Source organism: Streptomyces pseudoechinosporeus (assembly GCF_054783935.1).
Genome location: NZ_BAAGPS010000043.1, coordinates 1 through 14,663 on the forward strand (window position 1 = coordinate 1; position 14,663 = coordinate 14,663).

The following is a 14,663-nucleotide window of genomic DNA, read 5'->3' on the forward strand; positions in this document are numbered from 1 at the left end:
AGCGCGAGGACGAGCAGGGTGCCGCCCAGGATGACGATCCTGCTGGTGGCCGTGACCGGATCGATGGCGAAGGACTCACCGAAGGCCGTCTCCACCGGACCCACCGCGGCGATCGCCGCCGCCACGATCCCCCCGATGCAGGCCGCGCCCGCCAGGGCCCCGGTCAGCCACTGACGGCGACGCGGCAGCCACGCTCCGAGCAGCAGGCCGAGCACGGCGGAGGCGGCGAGCAGGACCTCGGGCAGGAGGTCGAGGGGGTTCTCGTTCATCCCGGTCATCTCGTTCATCGCGTGAGCAGCTCCAGCACGGCGCGGGAGGCCGGTTCGATGACGTCGAGGACGAACCGGGGTGCGAGGCCGAGGACGACTCCCAGGGCCAGCAGGGGGACGATCGCGAGTCCTTCGTGGAGGCGGATGTCGGGGAACGGCCGGTCGGCACCGGGCGCGACGGCGGGCAGCCTCAGCGGCCCGAGGAAGACCTGTTGCAGGGCGCGCAGGAACAGGCCCGCGGTGAGCAGGATCCCGAGCACGGCGAGGCCGGTGGCGACCGGCTCCGGCCCCAGGCTCCCGGTGAGGATCTGGAACTCGGCGATGAAGCCGGAGAAGCCTGGCAGTCCGAGCGAGGCGAAGGCGGCGACGCCGGTCAGCGCGGCGAAGACGGGTGCCCGCTCGGCGATACCCGAGTATGCGGACATCTCGTACGTACGCCCGCGCTCGTACAGCACGCCGGACAGCAGGAACAGGGCGCCGGTCAACAGGCCGTGGCTGACCATCTGGAAGACCGAGCCGGTGACGGCGAGGCGGCGGGCCTCCTCCTGACCGGCGCCGACGGCCCCTGCCGCGCCGATCGCCAGGATGATGTAGCCCATGTGGTTCACGGATGTGTAGGCGACCATCCGCTTGAAGTCGGTCTGGGCAAGGGCGACCAGGGCTCCGTACAGCACGGAGACCACGCCGACGACGACGAAGACGAGCGCGTAGTCGCGCCAGGCGTCGGGCAGGACGGGCATGGCGATGCGCAGGAAGCCGTACGTGCCCATCTTCAGCAGCACGCCGGCGAGGATCGCCGACCCGGCGGCCGGCGCGTCGGTGTGGGCGGGCGGCAGCCAGGTGTGGAAGGGCACGGTCGGGGTCTTCACCGCCAGCCCGACGGCGATGGCGAGGAGGACCAGGGCGCCGTAAGTGGAGCGTCCGGCCAGGGGGTTGGCGCGGGTCAGATCGACGATGTCGAAGGTGTGCGGGTCGGCGGCCAGGTAGAGGCCGATGAAACCGAGCAGCAGGGCGAGGGAGCCGATGAAGGTGTAGAGGAAGAACTTCAGCGCGGCGCGGGCGGCGCCCTTGTGTCCCCAGCCGGCGATGATGAAGTACATCGCCACGATGGACAGGTCGAAGAAGACGAAGAACAGGATCAGGTCGAGGGCCACGAACAGGCCGAGGCACGTCGTCTGCAGAAAGAGGAACAGCGCCGCGAACTCCCTGACCCGCTTGGTCTCGCGCCACGCGTACAGCGCGCAGGCGAGGAACAGTACGCAGGTGACGGCGACGAGCGGCAATGACAGTCCGTCGACGCCGACGTGGTAGCTGATGCCGGCGCTGGGGATCCAGCGGGCCCGGGTCTCGTACTGCATCCCGCCGTCGGCCCGGTAGCCCGCCCAGACGATCACGGTCAGCACCAGCTCAGCGCCGGCGGTCACCGCCCAGGCCGACAGGAACAGGAGGCGGGGCGCGCTGCGGGGCACGCACAGCAGGAGGACCGCCATGGCGGTGGGGAGCAGGACGATGGCCGTGAGCACGGCGGTCACCTCACGAGGACGAGGACGACGGCGAGGACGGTGAAGGCGGCGACCGCCTGAGCGAGGTACTGGTGCAGCTGCCCGGTCTGCGGCCTGCGTGCCCAACGTCCGAGCGCACGGGCACCGCCCGCCACGCCTTCCACAGTGCCGTCGACGAGCCGCTCCGCCTGAGCGTTGGTCCATTGGGCCAGCCGGACAGAGCCGCGGCCGGTGCCTTCGACGGCGCGGTCCAGCACCCGGTCGTCGAAGGCGGCGAGCGCGTCGGCGAGGCGCAGGACCGGACGTACGAGGAGCATGTGTGCGGCGTTCTCCAAGCGGAGCCACTCCGACGCCAGGGTGGTGATCCGGCTGGGCAGCGTGAGGAGTTGGGGACCGCGGATCCAGACCACGGCCGAGACGGCGACCGCGGGTGCACCGGACAGGACCAACTCCCACAGGTGCGGGGCAGGTTGTGTCTCGCCGCCGAGCACCCGCTCGACGGCGTCCCGTACGGGCGGGAAGGACGTGACGGTCAGGGCGGCACAGGCGGCGGCCAAGGTCACCAGCGGCAGTCGCGTCGCATACGGCAGCGGCTCCTCCGTACGGTCGTCCGTCGCGGAAGCGGGCTGCCAGACGAACCACAGCGCCTTGGCGCTGTAGATCGCGGAGATGACGGCAGCGGCCAAACCGGTGACATACAGCGCCGCGTTGTCTTCCAGAGCGCCGGCAAGGAGTACGTCCTTGGCCGCCCACAGCGCCAGCGGCGGGACTCCGGCGAGGGCCAGCGCCGCGACGCCGAACGTGATCCCGGCCGTGCGGTGACGCCGGGCCGCGCCGCGCAGGGCGGGAAGCGCCTTGGTGCCGAGGGTTGTCAGCCAGGCACCCGCGACGAGAAAAGCCAGGCTCTTTGCGGCGGCGTGCGCGATGAGCTGGAGGGTTCCGCCGGTGACCGCGCCGGTCCCGGCGGCGAGCACCATGAAGCCGATCTGGGCGCAGGTGGAGGCGGCGAGCAACTGCTTGAGGTCGGTCTGCGCCACGGCGACCAGGCCGAGCACCACCGCCGTCACCGCACCCGTCCACGCCACCACGGGCCCGCCCCACCCGGAAGCAGACAGCAACGGCTCCAGCCGAAGCAGCAGATACGCCCCGGCCACCACCATGGTCGCCGAGTGCAGCAGGGCGGAGACCGGGCTCGGGCCCTGCATGGCCCTGGACAGCCAGAAGCTGAAGGGCAGTTGGGCCGACTTACCGAAAGCGGCCGCGATGACGCCGACGGTGATGACCGTGGACCAGGCGCCGGTCGCGTCCGGCAGTTCATCGAGGGCGAGGGAACCGGCCTGTCCGCTCGCCAGCGCCGCACCGGCAGCCAGATAGAGGCCGAGGTCGGCGGCGCGGGTGGTGAGGAAGGCCGTGTTGGCGGCATCGCCGCGCTCGGGGTCACGCCACCAGTAGCCGATCAGCGCCCAGGAGGTGGCCCCCATGACCTCCCACGCCATCAGCAGGACCGGCAGCGTGGTCGCGGTGACCGTGGTCAGCATCGCACCGCTGAACAGCAGCATCAGCCCGAAGAAGCGAGCACGGGCCTCGCCCGGACCGATGTCCGCGACGCTGAACAGGAGGACCGCCGCGGTCACCGCCGTGACGGTCACGACCATGAGCCCCGACAACCCGTCGACCGCGAGCCCTGCGGGGAGCCCTTCGAGCAGCGGCGCCTCGGCCCGCGGGTGCTCGAACGCCACCGCGACGGCAAGGCCGAACGCGGCGACGGCCGTGCCGACCGCGACACCAGGGGCGTACCGGTCCGCCGGGCGGCCCACGACCGCCAGCAGCGTCCCCACCGAAAGTGGCAGCGCGACGAGCGTCCACAGCAGCGCGCTCACTCCTTCAACTCCGCCGCCATGTCGGTCATGTCGACCTCACGAGCCCGGAAGAGCGCGGTGACCACGGCGAACCCGATGGCCATCTCCACCGCCATCACCGTGACCGCGAGGACCACCAGCACCTGTCCGTCGGCGGCGGCAGGGGCGACGTAGTGCCAGACGGCCGCCGCACCGACGATGACGCCGCCCAGCATCAGCTCCAGGCCCATCATCAGCATCACGATCGACTGCTGGGTGAGCGCGCCGAACAGCCCGATGCTGAACAGAGCCGCGGCGAGCAGCAGAAAGAGTTCAAAGCTCACCGGCCCATCCCTCCCCGCACGGGGTCCTTGGCGGTACGTGCTTTGAGGTCGTCGCCGAACCGGTCGTAGCGGCCCCGGCGGGTGGCCAGGACGACGGTGGCGACGATGGTGGCGAACAGGGCGAGTCCGAGGGTCATCATGGTGAGCATCTGCGGCCCCATCAGCGACAGGCCCAGGTCCATGGTGGGATCGGCCGACGGCCGGCCGCGCCGGGACGGCCACGGGGTGAGCAGGATCCCGGCGGCGAGCACGGCGAAGACCGCCGCGCAGATCACGGCCGCGCCCTTCTTGTTGTGGACCATGGTCATCGGCATGAGCCCGGCCGGGTTCATCATGTACATCACCATGAACACGGCCATGATGGCCATCTCGATGGTCATCATCAGCACGATCACGACCCCGAGATAGTCCAGCCCGAGCAGCAGCACTTCACCGCCCACACACAGCAGCGAAGTCAGCAGCGCGTACGTGGCCCGTGCCATGGAGTCGAACCGGAACACCATGACGCCACTGGCCACCGCCAGCAGGGCCAGCACCCAGAAGATCACGTCGTCAAACACGGCCATCACCTCGCTCATCGGTTCAGGACGACGACGGCCACGACCAGCGCCTGAAGCAGCGTCAGCGGCACCAGCACCATCCACGCCAGTTCCATGTACCGCTCCATCCGCAGCGTGGGCAGCAGTCGGCGCCCGGCCACCAGCAGCGCCAGCACCGCCGCGGTCTTGAGCAACGTCCACGCCCAGCCCGGCAGCAGCGGTCCGTGCCCTCCGCCGAGGAACAGCGGCACGCTGAAGCCGGCGGTCACCACAAGCAGCAGCCACCGCCCGCCCAGGAACACCAGCCGGTCCACGCCCGCCAGTTCGGCGGCGGCGCCACCGGCCGCGTCCCGCGACAGCGGATGCTCGAACGGCCCCCAGAACGCCATGGCGAGCGCGCTCAGCAGATAGACGACGAACGCCACAGGCATCCACACCGCGAACCACAGCCCGTCCTGAGCCGCGACCACGTCACCGACCCGCAGGGACTCGGCGCCGAGGGCGGCGGTGGTGATCGCGAACATGTGCGGAAGTTCGTACGCCAGTCCCTGCGCGAGGAACCGGTACCCGCCGATCAGCGACAGCGCCGAGTTCGGCCCCCAGCCCGCCAACCACACCGCCGCCCAGGCCAGCGCCTCCATGGCGTTGAACCACACGACCCCGACCGACGGATCGCTCACGGAACGGAAGCCCCACGGCAGTACGGCACCCGCGAGCACCGCGGCCACGGGAACCATCACCACGCCCAGCCTTCCGAGCAGCCGGTCCGCGGCCGTCGTACGGCGCGGCTGCTGGACGAGCAGCCGCAGAGCTTCCCGTAATGGGGCCACGGCCCGCAGTCCGGCCTCCCGGACGCTCCTGGCGGGACCACGTTCGGCCGACCCGGACAGCACCGCGTCGAACCCGGCCGTGACCAAGGCGGCGACCGCCAGGACGACAGGAAGGATGGCGGTCGCCCACAGGGGCGCGGCATCAGACATGGGCCGCCCCGGACACGGGCGCAAGCGCGAGTTCCTCGATGTCGGGGTCCAGACTGGCGACAATGATCCGCGCGCAGGCGAACTCGGCGCCGGTCAGCAACTCCGGAAGGACGTCGAGCAGCGCCCGCGACGGCGGCTGCGCACCGTCGAGCCGCCCGCGCGGGCCGGTGAGCTCGTCCGGCGTCAACGGCCGTTCGTCGTCGATCCCCTCAAGGCCGCGCCCGATCTCGCCCAGCCACATCCGCAGCCGGTCGTACGCGTCCCCGTCCGCAGCGAGCGCCGGCCCGGTCACTCCTGCCGCCCGTGCTCTCGACGACGACAACTCCCCCAGCCCGGCGATCGACCAGCGCAGGGTGCGCGACCGTTCCACCCTGCGCAGTGCCCCGCGCAGGTCTCCACTGATCGCGTCACGAGACGCCCCCGACAGCAGTTCGTCCCGCAGCCGACGGCACCGCGCTGCGACGTCGTCCCAGCCGACGACAGCAAGGAGCCGCCCCACACTGTCCAGATGCGAGGAACAGCGCCGACGCGCCGCACTCCCCCTGGTGACCTCCTCGCCCTTCGCCGCCCGCAGCCACGGCTCGTCCCAGAAGGGCAGCCGAAGGCCGGACGATACGGGGAGATGGTCTACCTCGACGCCCTGTACGACGTCTCCTTGCAGAGTGAGGCGGAGAATGAGCCCCGTCGGCCAGTCGGCCAAGCCGGGGCCGATCGGCACGTGCAGTTGGTCGAGCCTCAACTCGTCCCGGTCGTCGCCCCGTTCGGCCATCGGCAGGCCGGCCACCTCACCCATGGCGTGCATGTCGTGACCCATGTGATCCATATGGCCTGCATGGCCTTGGTGATCCATGTGGTCCATGTGCGCCACATGGTCGCCGGGTTGATGGCCCCCATGGCCCTCATGGCCCTCATGGCCCTCATGGCTGGAATGAGCCGCATGGTCGCCGTGGCCGTGGCCGTGGCCCATGGTGTGGTTGTGATGGCCTTGGTCATCGGGCATCTGAGGCGGCGAGCCGTCGTGGTGCGCGCCGTGGCCGTGATCGTCACCGTGCCCGTGGTGCCCGCCTTGCGCATGGCCGCCAGGCTCGCCCCTCGCGGCCTCCAGCTGGTCGCCTGTGCCGGCCTCGCCCGGAATCACCGCTCTGTCCGTCAGATCCCTACGCCCCGTGTCGAGCGCGTGCGCGGCCTGCCCGGTCTCCTGAACCACAATCCGCACGGCGGGCTCCGCCATCGACCGCTGGATGCCGTCCAGCCACTCCGCGTCCCCTGGCTGCGGGGCGCCGCAGACGACCAACAGGTCGGCGGCCGCCGGGGCGCTCACCACCGGCCACCCCTGCCGACGTACCTCCGCTTCCACGGCCATCCGCACTTCCGTCGCTCCGGGCAGCGCGATCACCAGCACCGCCGGGCGCCGCATCGCGGTACGCCGCAGAAGGCTCCTCAGGTCCACCTCAGGGCCCCCTCACGCCAGGCGTAGGCCACCGCCGCGAACAGGATCCCCAGGAAGAGGAACATCTCCACGACAGCCGTGGTGCCCACCTCCGAGACGACCTTCACCCACGGGTACATGAACAGCATCTCCATGTCGAAGGCCAGAAAGATCATGGTGACCGGGTACCAGCGCACGTGAAACCTGGACACGGCGTGCTCGCCCGGCTTGAGGCCCCCGGCGAAAGGACCCGTTTCGAGAGGAGTCCGCGCTGCCGCCAGCCAGAGCCCCAGTCCGTACACGGCAGCCAGACCGGCCCCGACCATACCGAGAAGGACCAGCATCGGCTGCCACGCGTCCATCCCGTCCGACCTCCGTTCTCGGCGTCATACCGCTTATGGTGCGCGACCGGCCGGCTCGGGCCCTGCAGGCGTGACCCAGGGCACCGGGTGAGGCAACCAAGCACCACGCCACTAAGGACATTAGTGGTTGGGAAGCCGCCGGGAACACCCCCACCCCGGTGACACATTACCCCATGGGGGTATCGTGAGGCCCCTCTTGGGAAGGAGCAAGCACATGGTTCAGAAGGTGTACGACGTCAAGGGCATGACGTGCGATCACTGCGTCCAGGCCGTCAGCTCCGAACTCAACGGCCTCCCCGGAGTCGAGGACGTCCAGGTGGATCTGCAGTCGGGCAAGGTCACGGTGACCAGCGAGCAGCCACTGGATTCCGCCGCCGCCGCCGTCGCCGCCGCGGTCGACGAGGCCGGCTACGAGCTCGTCGGCGGCGAGAGCCGGTGAACCGGCGGGCGGAACTGCTGCGCCGGGCCGTCGGTCATCCGGTCGTCAGGCTCACGGCCGCCGCTCTTCTCCAGGCCGCAGTCTCCCGCCTCGCGGATCCCGGAGCGGCACCGGCGCGGAAGACCTGCGAGTGCGGCGGCTCCCCGCGCGCCACAAAGGTCTGAGCAGCGTCGTACTTCGCGAGCTGAGGATGGCCACGCCCCACTGAGTCGGGGCGCCCGTGGCCGGGAGCTGCAGCGCGTCGGAGCTTCTACGGCTCCCAGCACCGGGCGGCCGTTCGGGACTGGTTGCTCCTGGTCAGCAGCCCGTCCTGGTCAGTGCACGTGCGGGCCGCCGGTCGACTGCGGTTTGCCTCGCGGCACGAGGCCCAGGGCGACGACGGCGCCGACAGCGGCTGCCACGGCACACACCGTGAACGCGTCGGCGAAACCACCCACCGAGCCTCGCTCGAAGCCCGAGGCCGCGACGGTGGAGACGACGGCGACGCCGATCGAACCACCCACCTCGTGGAAGGTGTTGACGACCCCGGAGGCAAGCCCAGCCTCCCGGTGCTCCACCATGGCCAGCGCGGTGGTCGTGGCGGTGACGAACACGGCACCGATGCCCAGGGAGGCGATCACGAAGCCCGGCAGGAGCCCGGCGTACACGTTGCCGGTCTCCGACAGCCGGGTCAGCGGGATGCTTCCGGCGGCCGCGACGGCCATGCCCGCGACAGCGGTCGGGCGGCTGCCGATCCGGCCGACGAGCCGGGACCCGAGGTGGGCGCCGATACCGGTGGCCACGGCAACGGGCAGGAACACCAGCCCGGTCCTCAGCGGGCTGAAGCCCCGGACGTGCTGCAGATAGACGGACCCGAGGAAGAAGAACGCGATCAGCAGGGCCGTGGCGATCAGCATCAGGAAGGCCCCGGCGAGCACCGGCCGCCGGGTGAACATCCGCAGGTCCATCAGCGGGGCCCGGCCGGCCCGTTCGACCACCGCGAAGGCCGCGTAGGCGAGCACCGCCCCGGCCAGCGGCAGCAGGGTCGAGGCGTCCGCCCAGCCGCTGTCCCCCGCCTTGACCAGACCGTAGATCAAGGCGGCGGTGCCCGTGGTGACGAGCAGCGCGCCGGGGACGTCGAGCCGCGCGGGCTGCGGGGCACGGGCCGGGACGAAGGCGGGCAGGGTGACCAGCAGGAGCAGTCCGACGGGCACGTTGATGTAGAACACCCACTCCCAGCCGGGTCCGTCGGTCAGGGCTCCGCCGAGGAGCACGCCGGCCGCCGAGCCGGTGCCGCCGATCGCCGCCCAGACGCCGAGCGCCTTGTTGCGTTCGGTGCCGAGGAAGGTCGTGGTGACGATGGACAGCGCGGCCGGGGACAGCAGGGCGGCGCCGACGCCCTGGCCGATCCGGCCGCCGAGCAGCGTCGGGGCGTTCTCGGCCAGACCGGTGGCCAGGGAGGCGGCGGTGAAGAGGGCGAGTCCGGCGAGCAGGGTGCGGCGGGCGCCGAAGGCGTCGGCCAGCCGGCCGCCGAGCAGCATCAGCCCGCCGAAGCAGAGGGTGTAGGCGGTGACCACCCAGGTCAGCGTCTCCCGACCCAGGTCGAGGTCGGCCGCCATGTCGGGCAGGGCGACGTTCACGACGGTGACGTCGAGGATCAGCATGAACTGGGCGAGGCAGATCAGTGCGAGGGCTGCCCAGCGGCGCGCGTCGGCGGGCGGGTGGTGGTCGTGTTCGGCCGTGTGCGGCGCACCGGCTGCGGAGTGGGTCATGACGGGTCCTTCGGGCGAGTGGTTGCGGTCGGGTTGGCGCCACGGGAAGGCGCGAGCAGGAGAGCGAGGAGCACGCCCGCCGCCGTGACACCGGCCCCGGCGAACATCGCCGGCCCCATGCCGTCGACGAACGCGTGGCGGGCGGCTTCGGCGAAGGCGGCTCCGGCCTCGCCGGGCCGGCGGGTCGGCGGTCTGCGGCGAGGCGGTCATCGGATGAGTCACGGAAGGCACGAGGTCTCCTTTCTCGCGCACGGCCTCAATCGACCGATGCTCCAATCTGAACCATACTGTTCAGTTCACATGAACTCAACCGTACAGTTCAGATGGGTGCTAGGGTCGACCCATGAGCGTGGACAGCGTCAAACGGCCCCCCAGCGGCCCCCGCGCGGAGCTCAAGCGGCAGGCCATCGTGCGGGCCGCCCGCGAGCTGTTCCTGCGGGAGGGCTTCGGCGTAGGCATGGACACCATCGCCGCCGAGGCAGGCGTGTCCAAGGTGACCGTCTACAACCACTTCGGCAGCAAGGAAGCCCTGTTCACGGCGGTCATCACCGACGCACTCGACGAGCCACTCGCCGGTGAGTCGTCGGCCGCGCTGGAGGGATTGACCGAGGCCGAGAACCTGCGGGCCGCCCTCATCGAGGCGGCCGGCGCCTGGGTCCACGCCGTCCGCACCAACCACGAGGTCACCGCTCTGCGCAACCTCGTCGCCGCCGAGCTCCACCGCTTCCCCGAGCTGGGCGAAGCCTGGAGACACCGCGCCACCGAGAGCCACCACCCCGCCGTCGCGAACGCCCTGCGTGCCCTCACCGAGCAAGGTCGACTGGAGATCCCCGACCTGCAGGTGGCAATCATCCAGTTCTACGGGCTCCTGGTCTTCCCCCACATGGTCTTCAGCTCCTACGGCACACATATCGACGAGGATCTGACGGATCGCCTCATCACCGGTGGCGTCGACATGTTCCTGGACCACTACGGCCCACGGGGCACGTAGCGGCCCATCCGCGCCGGCGAGGCTGCACGACCTGGCGCGGGCCGGTTCTCTGCGGAAGGCGGCTGGCGAGCCGGCCAACCGGTCGCCCATGACGTCCCGTCCGCCGACGGGACGCCTCAGCACCGCCTCGTCCAGGACCATCCACCACGGATGTGATCTGCTGCGTGCTGCACCGTGCGACAGCAACCGTCCACGGCCGGGGCAGGAACGACTCCCGATCCACCAACGCCCGCCCCCAGGGCGGATTCCCGTGCCGGAACACCGAAGCATGATGTGGGCCACAGCGCATGGATTTCGGCTCCCCCTGTAAGAAGTGGGCCGCTGCGCGCATTGCTTGGTGAGAGAGCCGATATGTGGGGACGGCGCATGACACATGCCCAACGTTTCCGGGACATCTACGAGGAGTGCTATCCGCGCGTCCTCGCCTACACCACGAGCCTGGTGGGACGGCAGGTAGGAGAGGACATCACCAGCGAGACATTCGCCGTGGCCTGGCGGCGGGTGCGGGACATTTCGCAACCCGCGCTGCCCTGGCTCCTGGGAGTGGCTCGCAACCTGGTGCGCGAGCTGCGTCGCCGGGACAGCCGCCAGTACGCCCTCGCCGCCGCGGAGGCGCAGCGCATCAGCAGCGGTGCCCGGACCGACGTCGGCGACGTCGCGGCGGACGTGACCGATCGGGAAGCCGGTGTCGCGCCCGGGACCCGCCGAGGGCTTCATCCGTTTCGTCCTGAACCTGAAGCCGGTGGGCGCGGACTCCGTGTGGCTGACCACCATGGACTGGAACCCGACAGCGGACCCCGCCAAGGCGTACTCCGGGCAACTGGAGCACTGGAACGGCCGCAAGTGGAGCCGTACGGCACTGCCGCAGGCACCGGACGGCAGTCCGGTGGAGCCCTTTGCCATCACAGGTACCGGACCCGACGACGTGTGGGTCAGCGCGCACAGCGAGACGGACGGCGTCGTCAGGCCCCTGCTCTACCACTTCGACGGCCGCCGCTGGACGGTGCAGGCCGTCCCCGCCCCGTACGAGTACGGCCCCGGCTGGGTGGCCAACCACATCGTGTCGACCAGGCGCGGAACGGTTCATGTGCTCGGCAAGACCAACGATCCACAGGTGCCGAGCGGGCTGCTCTCCGCGCGCTGGGACGGCCGCAGGTGGCAGCAGCTACCCGCCCCCGGGGTCGACGAAGTGAACGCCGCGGGCGCGGACGCCTCGGGGAACGTGTGGGTCGCGGGCTGGCTGCCCCAGGGCGGCAGCCACTCGCTGCTCTCCCGCTGGGACGGCACCACCTGGACCGACGAGGAACTTCCGGCGGAACTCACCTCGACGAGCTGGGACAGCTCGGTCTTCGGCATCGAAGGCATTCCCGGCACCCGTGCCGTACTGGCCGCGGGCAACGCCGCGTGCGAGAGCGTGACGGAGGCGTGCGGCCTGCTGGTCTCGCGCGGGATCCGCTGACGGAAACGGACCGCCTGTGGCCCGCACCCGGGTGCGGGCCACAGGCGAACGTGCGCGGTTGATCGCCACCGAGGGCCATCGCTCGCCGACGGCAGCCGCCGCAGCACACGAGGCGTGGGTGTCCTTCGCCCAGGAGGGCACGCCCGGCTGGGAGCCCTATGACACGACCCGCCGCCCCACGGCACTGATCGCGGAGAAACTTCGCGTGGTCAACGACCCCGCCCCCGACGAGCGTCGTGCCTGGGACAGCCCAGATCATCCAGCCGTACCCACCTCGCGGCCAGGGAACAAAACACCTACTGAAGTACGCCGAGTTCGACACGGACTTCATCGCCGAGTTCCCCTCGGTGGCCACCCGCGAGAACCTTTGAGACCTGATCCGCCAGCAGTACGGCCAGATGTCGACCGTGACCGGGACCAGCCGGGCCGCCACGCCGGATTCGCCCTGCAACCGCACGGGCCCGTTCGGAGTCGTGATCACGTGGCTGGGAAAGGAATGGACGGGATGATGCTCGGGCTTGTAGCTTGCAGTGGACCGCGACACCGCCCGAGGAGGTGAGACCCATGAACGCTGTAGCGATGTGGGTGCTCCCCCTTCCCGTCACGGCCGGCGATTGACGTAGGTGTCGCCGGGAGCGCCTCGCCAACAAGGCACTCCCGAAAGGCAACACCTATGCACTCTCCGCAGTTCACCGCCGAGCCGTCGTCGAACGATACGGTCGAGCACGACTTCACCGTGGGCGACGTCCCCGGACTCCGGTCGTCGGCCTCCGGCGCCGATCGTGCGCCCCTCATGTTCGACGTGATCATTGCCGGGTGCGGGCCGACCGGCGCGATGCTGGCCGCCGAACTCCGGCTGCACGATGTGCGGGTACTCGTTCTGGAGAAGGAAACCGAGCCCGTGTCGTTCGTCCGCATCGTCGGTCTGCATATTCGCAGCATCGAGCTGATGGCAATGCGCGGACTGCTGGATCGCATTCTCGAACACGGAAGACAGCGTCCGGCCGGCGGTTTCTTCGCCGCCATCCCCAAACCCGCGCCCCAGGGCCTGGATTCCGCGTACGCCTATCTTCTAGGCATCCCGCAGCCGGTCATCGTTGACCTGCTCGAAGAGCATGCGATCGAACTGGGTGCGCAGGTCCGGCGCGGTCGCGCGGTCACCGATTTCGAGCAGGACGACGAGGGTGTGACCGTCGAGCTGGCCGACGGGGAACAGCTGCGTTCGCGCTATCTCGTCGCCTGTGACGGCGGGCGCAGTACGGTGCGCAAACTGCTCGGCGTCGGCTTCCCCGGCGAGCCCTCGCGGACCGAGACGCTGATGGGCGAGATGGAAATGGGTGTGCCGCAGGAGGAGATCGCCGCCAAGATGACCGGAATCCGCGAGACCCATCAGCGATTCTGGCTTCGGCCCTTCGGCGAAGGGGTCTACAGCGTCGTAGTCCCCGCCGCGGGAGTCAGCGATCGCGCGGAACCACCCACCCTCGAGGATTTCAAACAACAGCTGCGCACCATCGCCGGAACCGATTTCGGCGTGCACTCCCCGCGCTGGTTGTCCCGCTTCGGGGATGCCACCCGGCTGGCCGAACGCTATCGGGTCGGGCGGGTGCTGCTGGCCGGCGATGCGGCACACATCCATCCACCCACCGGCGGACAGGGCCTCAACCTGGGCGTTCAGGACGCATTCAACCTCGGCTGGAAACTGGCCGCACAGATCCGCGGCTGGGCGCCGGTAACACTGCTGGACACCTACCAGGCCGAACGCCATCCGGTCGCCGAGGACGTGCTGGACAACACCCGCGCCCAGATGGAACTGCACTCCACCGAACCGGGGCCGCAGGCCGTGCGCAGGCTGCTCACCGAACTGATGGACTTCGACGAGGTGAACCGCTATCTGATCGAGAAGATCACCGCGATCGGCATCCGCTACGACTTCGGCGAAGGCCCCGACCTGCTCGGCCGCCGCCTGCGCGACATCGAAGTGAAACAGGGCCACCTCTACGGTCTGCTGCATCGCGGCCGCGGCCTGCTGCTGGACCGCACCGAACGCCTGACCGTCGGCGGCTGGTCAGACCGGGTCGATCACCTCGCGGACCCCACTGCGGCACTGGATGTTCCCTGCGTCCTGCTACGCCCCGACGGCCACGTCGCCTGGATCGGCGACGATCAGCAGGACCTGGACGACCACCTCTCCCGCTGGTTCGGCAAGCCCGCCAACTGATTTCGCCCGAGCAACCGAAAAGGCCCGTGAGGAGGATCGAACGGCCAGTAGCGACCGACCATCGGAAGGCTGGAGGCTGCGGTCAGCCGGGTACGTCCATGCGCTGTGTGCCGAATGTCGTAGGCGGCCCACAGCCGGGCGAACTCCGCGCTGCCAGTGAGCAGGTCGTTTACCAGCGTGGCTACTTCGGGGTCGTCGGGGTAACGGGCAGCGGCGGCCCGCAGATGCCGGGCCGCGGTACGGCCGAAGATCTCCATGCCGGACCGGCTGTACCACTGCCGCTCCCCCACTCGCGAATCGAGGAAGGTACGGCGCAGGAAGTTGCGCTCGTGCCGGGGTAGGGCGGAGAAGTCTTCCAGGAGGGCGGCCGCCAGGTCGTTGTGGGCGATCACCTCATAGGTCGCGGACAGTACGAGTGCCGCGGCGTGCGGTAGCCGCCGCGGCAGGTCCAGGATGCTCGGGCGCACCTCGCGGGAGGGTCCTGACGGCGGGGTGGGCGGGGCGCCGGCGGGTCGACAACGGTGAGCGCGTTTCAGCCTGAA

The 14,663-nt window shown here is 70.3% G+C and carries 13 protein-coding genes and 3 pseudogenes; 6 read left to right on the plus strand and 10 right to left on the minus strand.

Annotation, left to right across the window (positions count from 1 at the left end):
* From ACYVO6_RS33000 to ACYVO6_RS33035, 8 genes and pseudogenes are all read right to left on the minus strand, one after another.
* A pseudogene (locus ACYVO6_RS33000) lies at positions 1-278 on the minus strand (NADH-quinone oxidoreductase subunit N); the annotation flags it as partial.
* Positions 279-283: 5 nt separating this feature from the next.
* Positions 284-1,792 (minus strand): complex I subunit 4 family protein, encoded by a 1,509-nt coding sequence (locus tag ACYVO6_RS33005; protein WP_461067637.1) that lies wholly within the window; start codon positions 1,790-1,792, stop codon positions 284-286.
* A gap of 5 nt (positions 1,793-1,797) precedes the next feature.
* Positions 1,798-3,651, minus strand: a complete 1,854-nt coding sequence (locus ACYVO6_RS33010; protein ID WP_461067639.1) for an NADH-quinone oxidoreductase subunit 5 family protein — start codon at positions 3,649-3,651, stop codon at positions 1,798-1,800.
* Positions 3,648-3,953 (minus strand): NADH-quinone oxidoreductase subunit NuoK, encoded by a 306-nt coding sequence (gene nuoK / locus ACYVO6_RS33015; RefSeq protein ID WP_461067641.1) that lies wholly within the window; start codon positions 3,951-3,953, stop codon positions 3,648-3,650. Before nuoK ends, ACYVO6_RS33010 begins: the two co-directional genes overlap by 4 nt.
* Positions 3,950-4,519 carry an NADH-quinone oxidoreductase subunit J gene (locus ACYVO6_RS33020; RefSeq protein ID WP_461067643.1) on the minus strand — a complete coding sequence of 190 codons (570 nt, stop codon included), beginning with the start codon at positions 4,517-4,519 and terminating at the stop codon, positions 3,950-3,952. Before ACYVO6_RS33020 ends, nuoK begins: the two co-directional genes overlap by 4 nt.
* A gap of 8 nt (positions 4,520-4,527) precedes the next feature.
* Positions 4,528-5,472 (minus strand): NADH-quinone oxidoreductase subunit H, encoded by a 945-nt coding sequence (locus tag ACYVO6_RS33025; protein ID WP_461067645.1) that lies wholly within the window; start codon positions 5,470-5,472, stop codon positions 4,528-4,530.
* Positions 5,465-6,922, minus strand: coding sequence for a hypothetical protein (locus ACYVO6_RS33030; protein WP_461067647.1), 1,458 nt, complete (start codon positions 6,920-6,922; stop codon positions 5,465-5,467). The genes ACYVO6_RS33025 and ACYVO6_RS33030 overlap by 8 nt, the downstream gene beginning before the upstream one ends.
* Positions 6,913-7,263, minus strand: a complete 351-nt coding sequence (locus tag ACYVO6_RS33035) for an NADH-quinone oxidoreductase subunit A (RefSeq protein ID WP_461067649.1) — start codon at positions 7,261-7,263, stop codon at positions 6,913-6,915. Before ACYVO6_RS33035 ends, ACYVO6_RS33030 begins: the two co-directional genes overlap by 10 nt.
* 214 nt (positions 7,264-7,477) lie before the next feature.
* Here ACYVO6_RS33035 and ACYVO6_RS33040 point away from each other — a divergent pair, with 214 nt between their 5' ends.
* Positions 7,478-7,702: a heavy-metal-associated domain-containing protein gene (locus ACYVO6_RS33040; RefSeq protein WP_461067651.1), complete on the plus strand. Its 225-nt coding sequence runs from the start codon at positions 7,478-7,480 to the stop codon at positions 7,700-7,702.
* A 314-nt stretch (positions 7,703-8,016) separates the two neighbouring features.
* Here ACYVO6_RS33040 and ACYVO6_RS33045 read toward each other — a convergent pair whose 3' ends face one another.
* Positions 8,017-9,453 (minus strand): MFS transporter, encoded by a 1,437-nt coding sequence (locus ACYVO6_RS33045; RefSeq protein WP_461067653.1) that lies wholly within the window; start codon positions 9,451-9,453, stop codon positions 8,017-8,019.
* Between the two features lie 343 nt (positions 9,454-9,796).
* Here ACYVO6_RS33045 and ACYVO6_RS33050 point away from each other — a divergent pair, with 343 nt between their 5' ends.
* From ACYVO6_RS33050 to rox, 5 genes and pseudogenes are all read left to right on the plus strand, one after another.
* Positions 9,797-10,444: a TetR/AcrR family transcriptional regulator gene (locus ACYVO6_RS33050; protein ID WP_461067655.1), complete on the plus strand. Its 648-nt coding sequence runs from the start codon at positions 9,797-9,799 to the stop codon at positions 10,442-10,444.
* A gap of 366 nt (positions 10,445-10,810) precedes the next feature.
* Positions 10,811-11,020: pseudogene (locus ACYVO6_RS33055) on the plus strand (RNA polymerase sigma factor); the annotation flags it as partial.
* A 109-nt stretch (positions 11,021-11,129) separates the two neighbouring features.
* Positions 11,130-11,903, plus strand: a complete 774-nt coding sequence (locus ACYVO6_RS33060) for a hypothetical protein (protein ID WP_461067657.1) — start codon at positions 11,130-11,132, stop codon at positions 11,901-11,903.
* A 236-nt stretch (positions 11,904-12,139) separates the two neighbouring features.
* Positions 12,140-12,274 (plus strand): hypothetical protein, encoded by a 135-nt coding sequence (locus tag ACYVO6_RS33065; RefSeq protein WP_461067659.1) that lies wholly within the window; start codon positions 12,140-12,142, stop codon positions 12,272-12,274.
* 302 nt (positions 12,275-12,576) lie between these two features.
* Positions 12,577-14,121: a rifampin monooxygenase gene (gene rox, locus ACYVO6_RS33070; RefSeq protein WP_461067661.1), complete on the plus strand. Its 1,545-nt coding sequence runs from the start codon at positions 12,577-12,579 to the stop codon at positions 14,119-14,121.
* Between the two features lie 104 nt (positions 14,122-14,225).
* Here rox and ACYVO6_RS33075 read toward each other — a convergent pair.
* Positions 14,226-14,630, minus strand: a pseudogene (locus tag ACYVO6_RS33075) (MmyB family transcriptional regulator); the annotation flags it as partial.
* Positions 14,631-14,663: the final 33 nt, after the last annotated feature.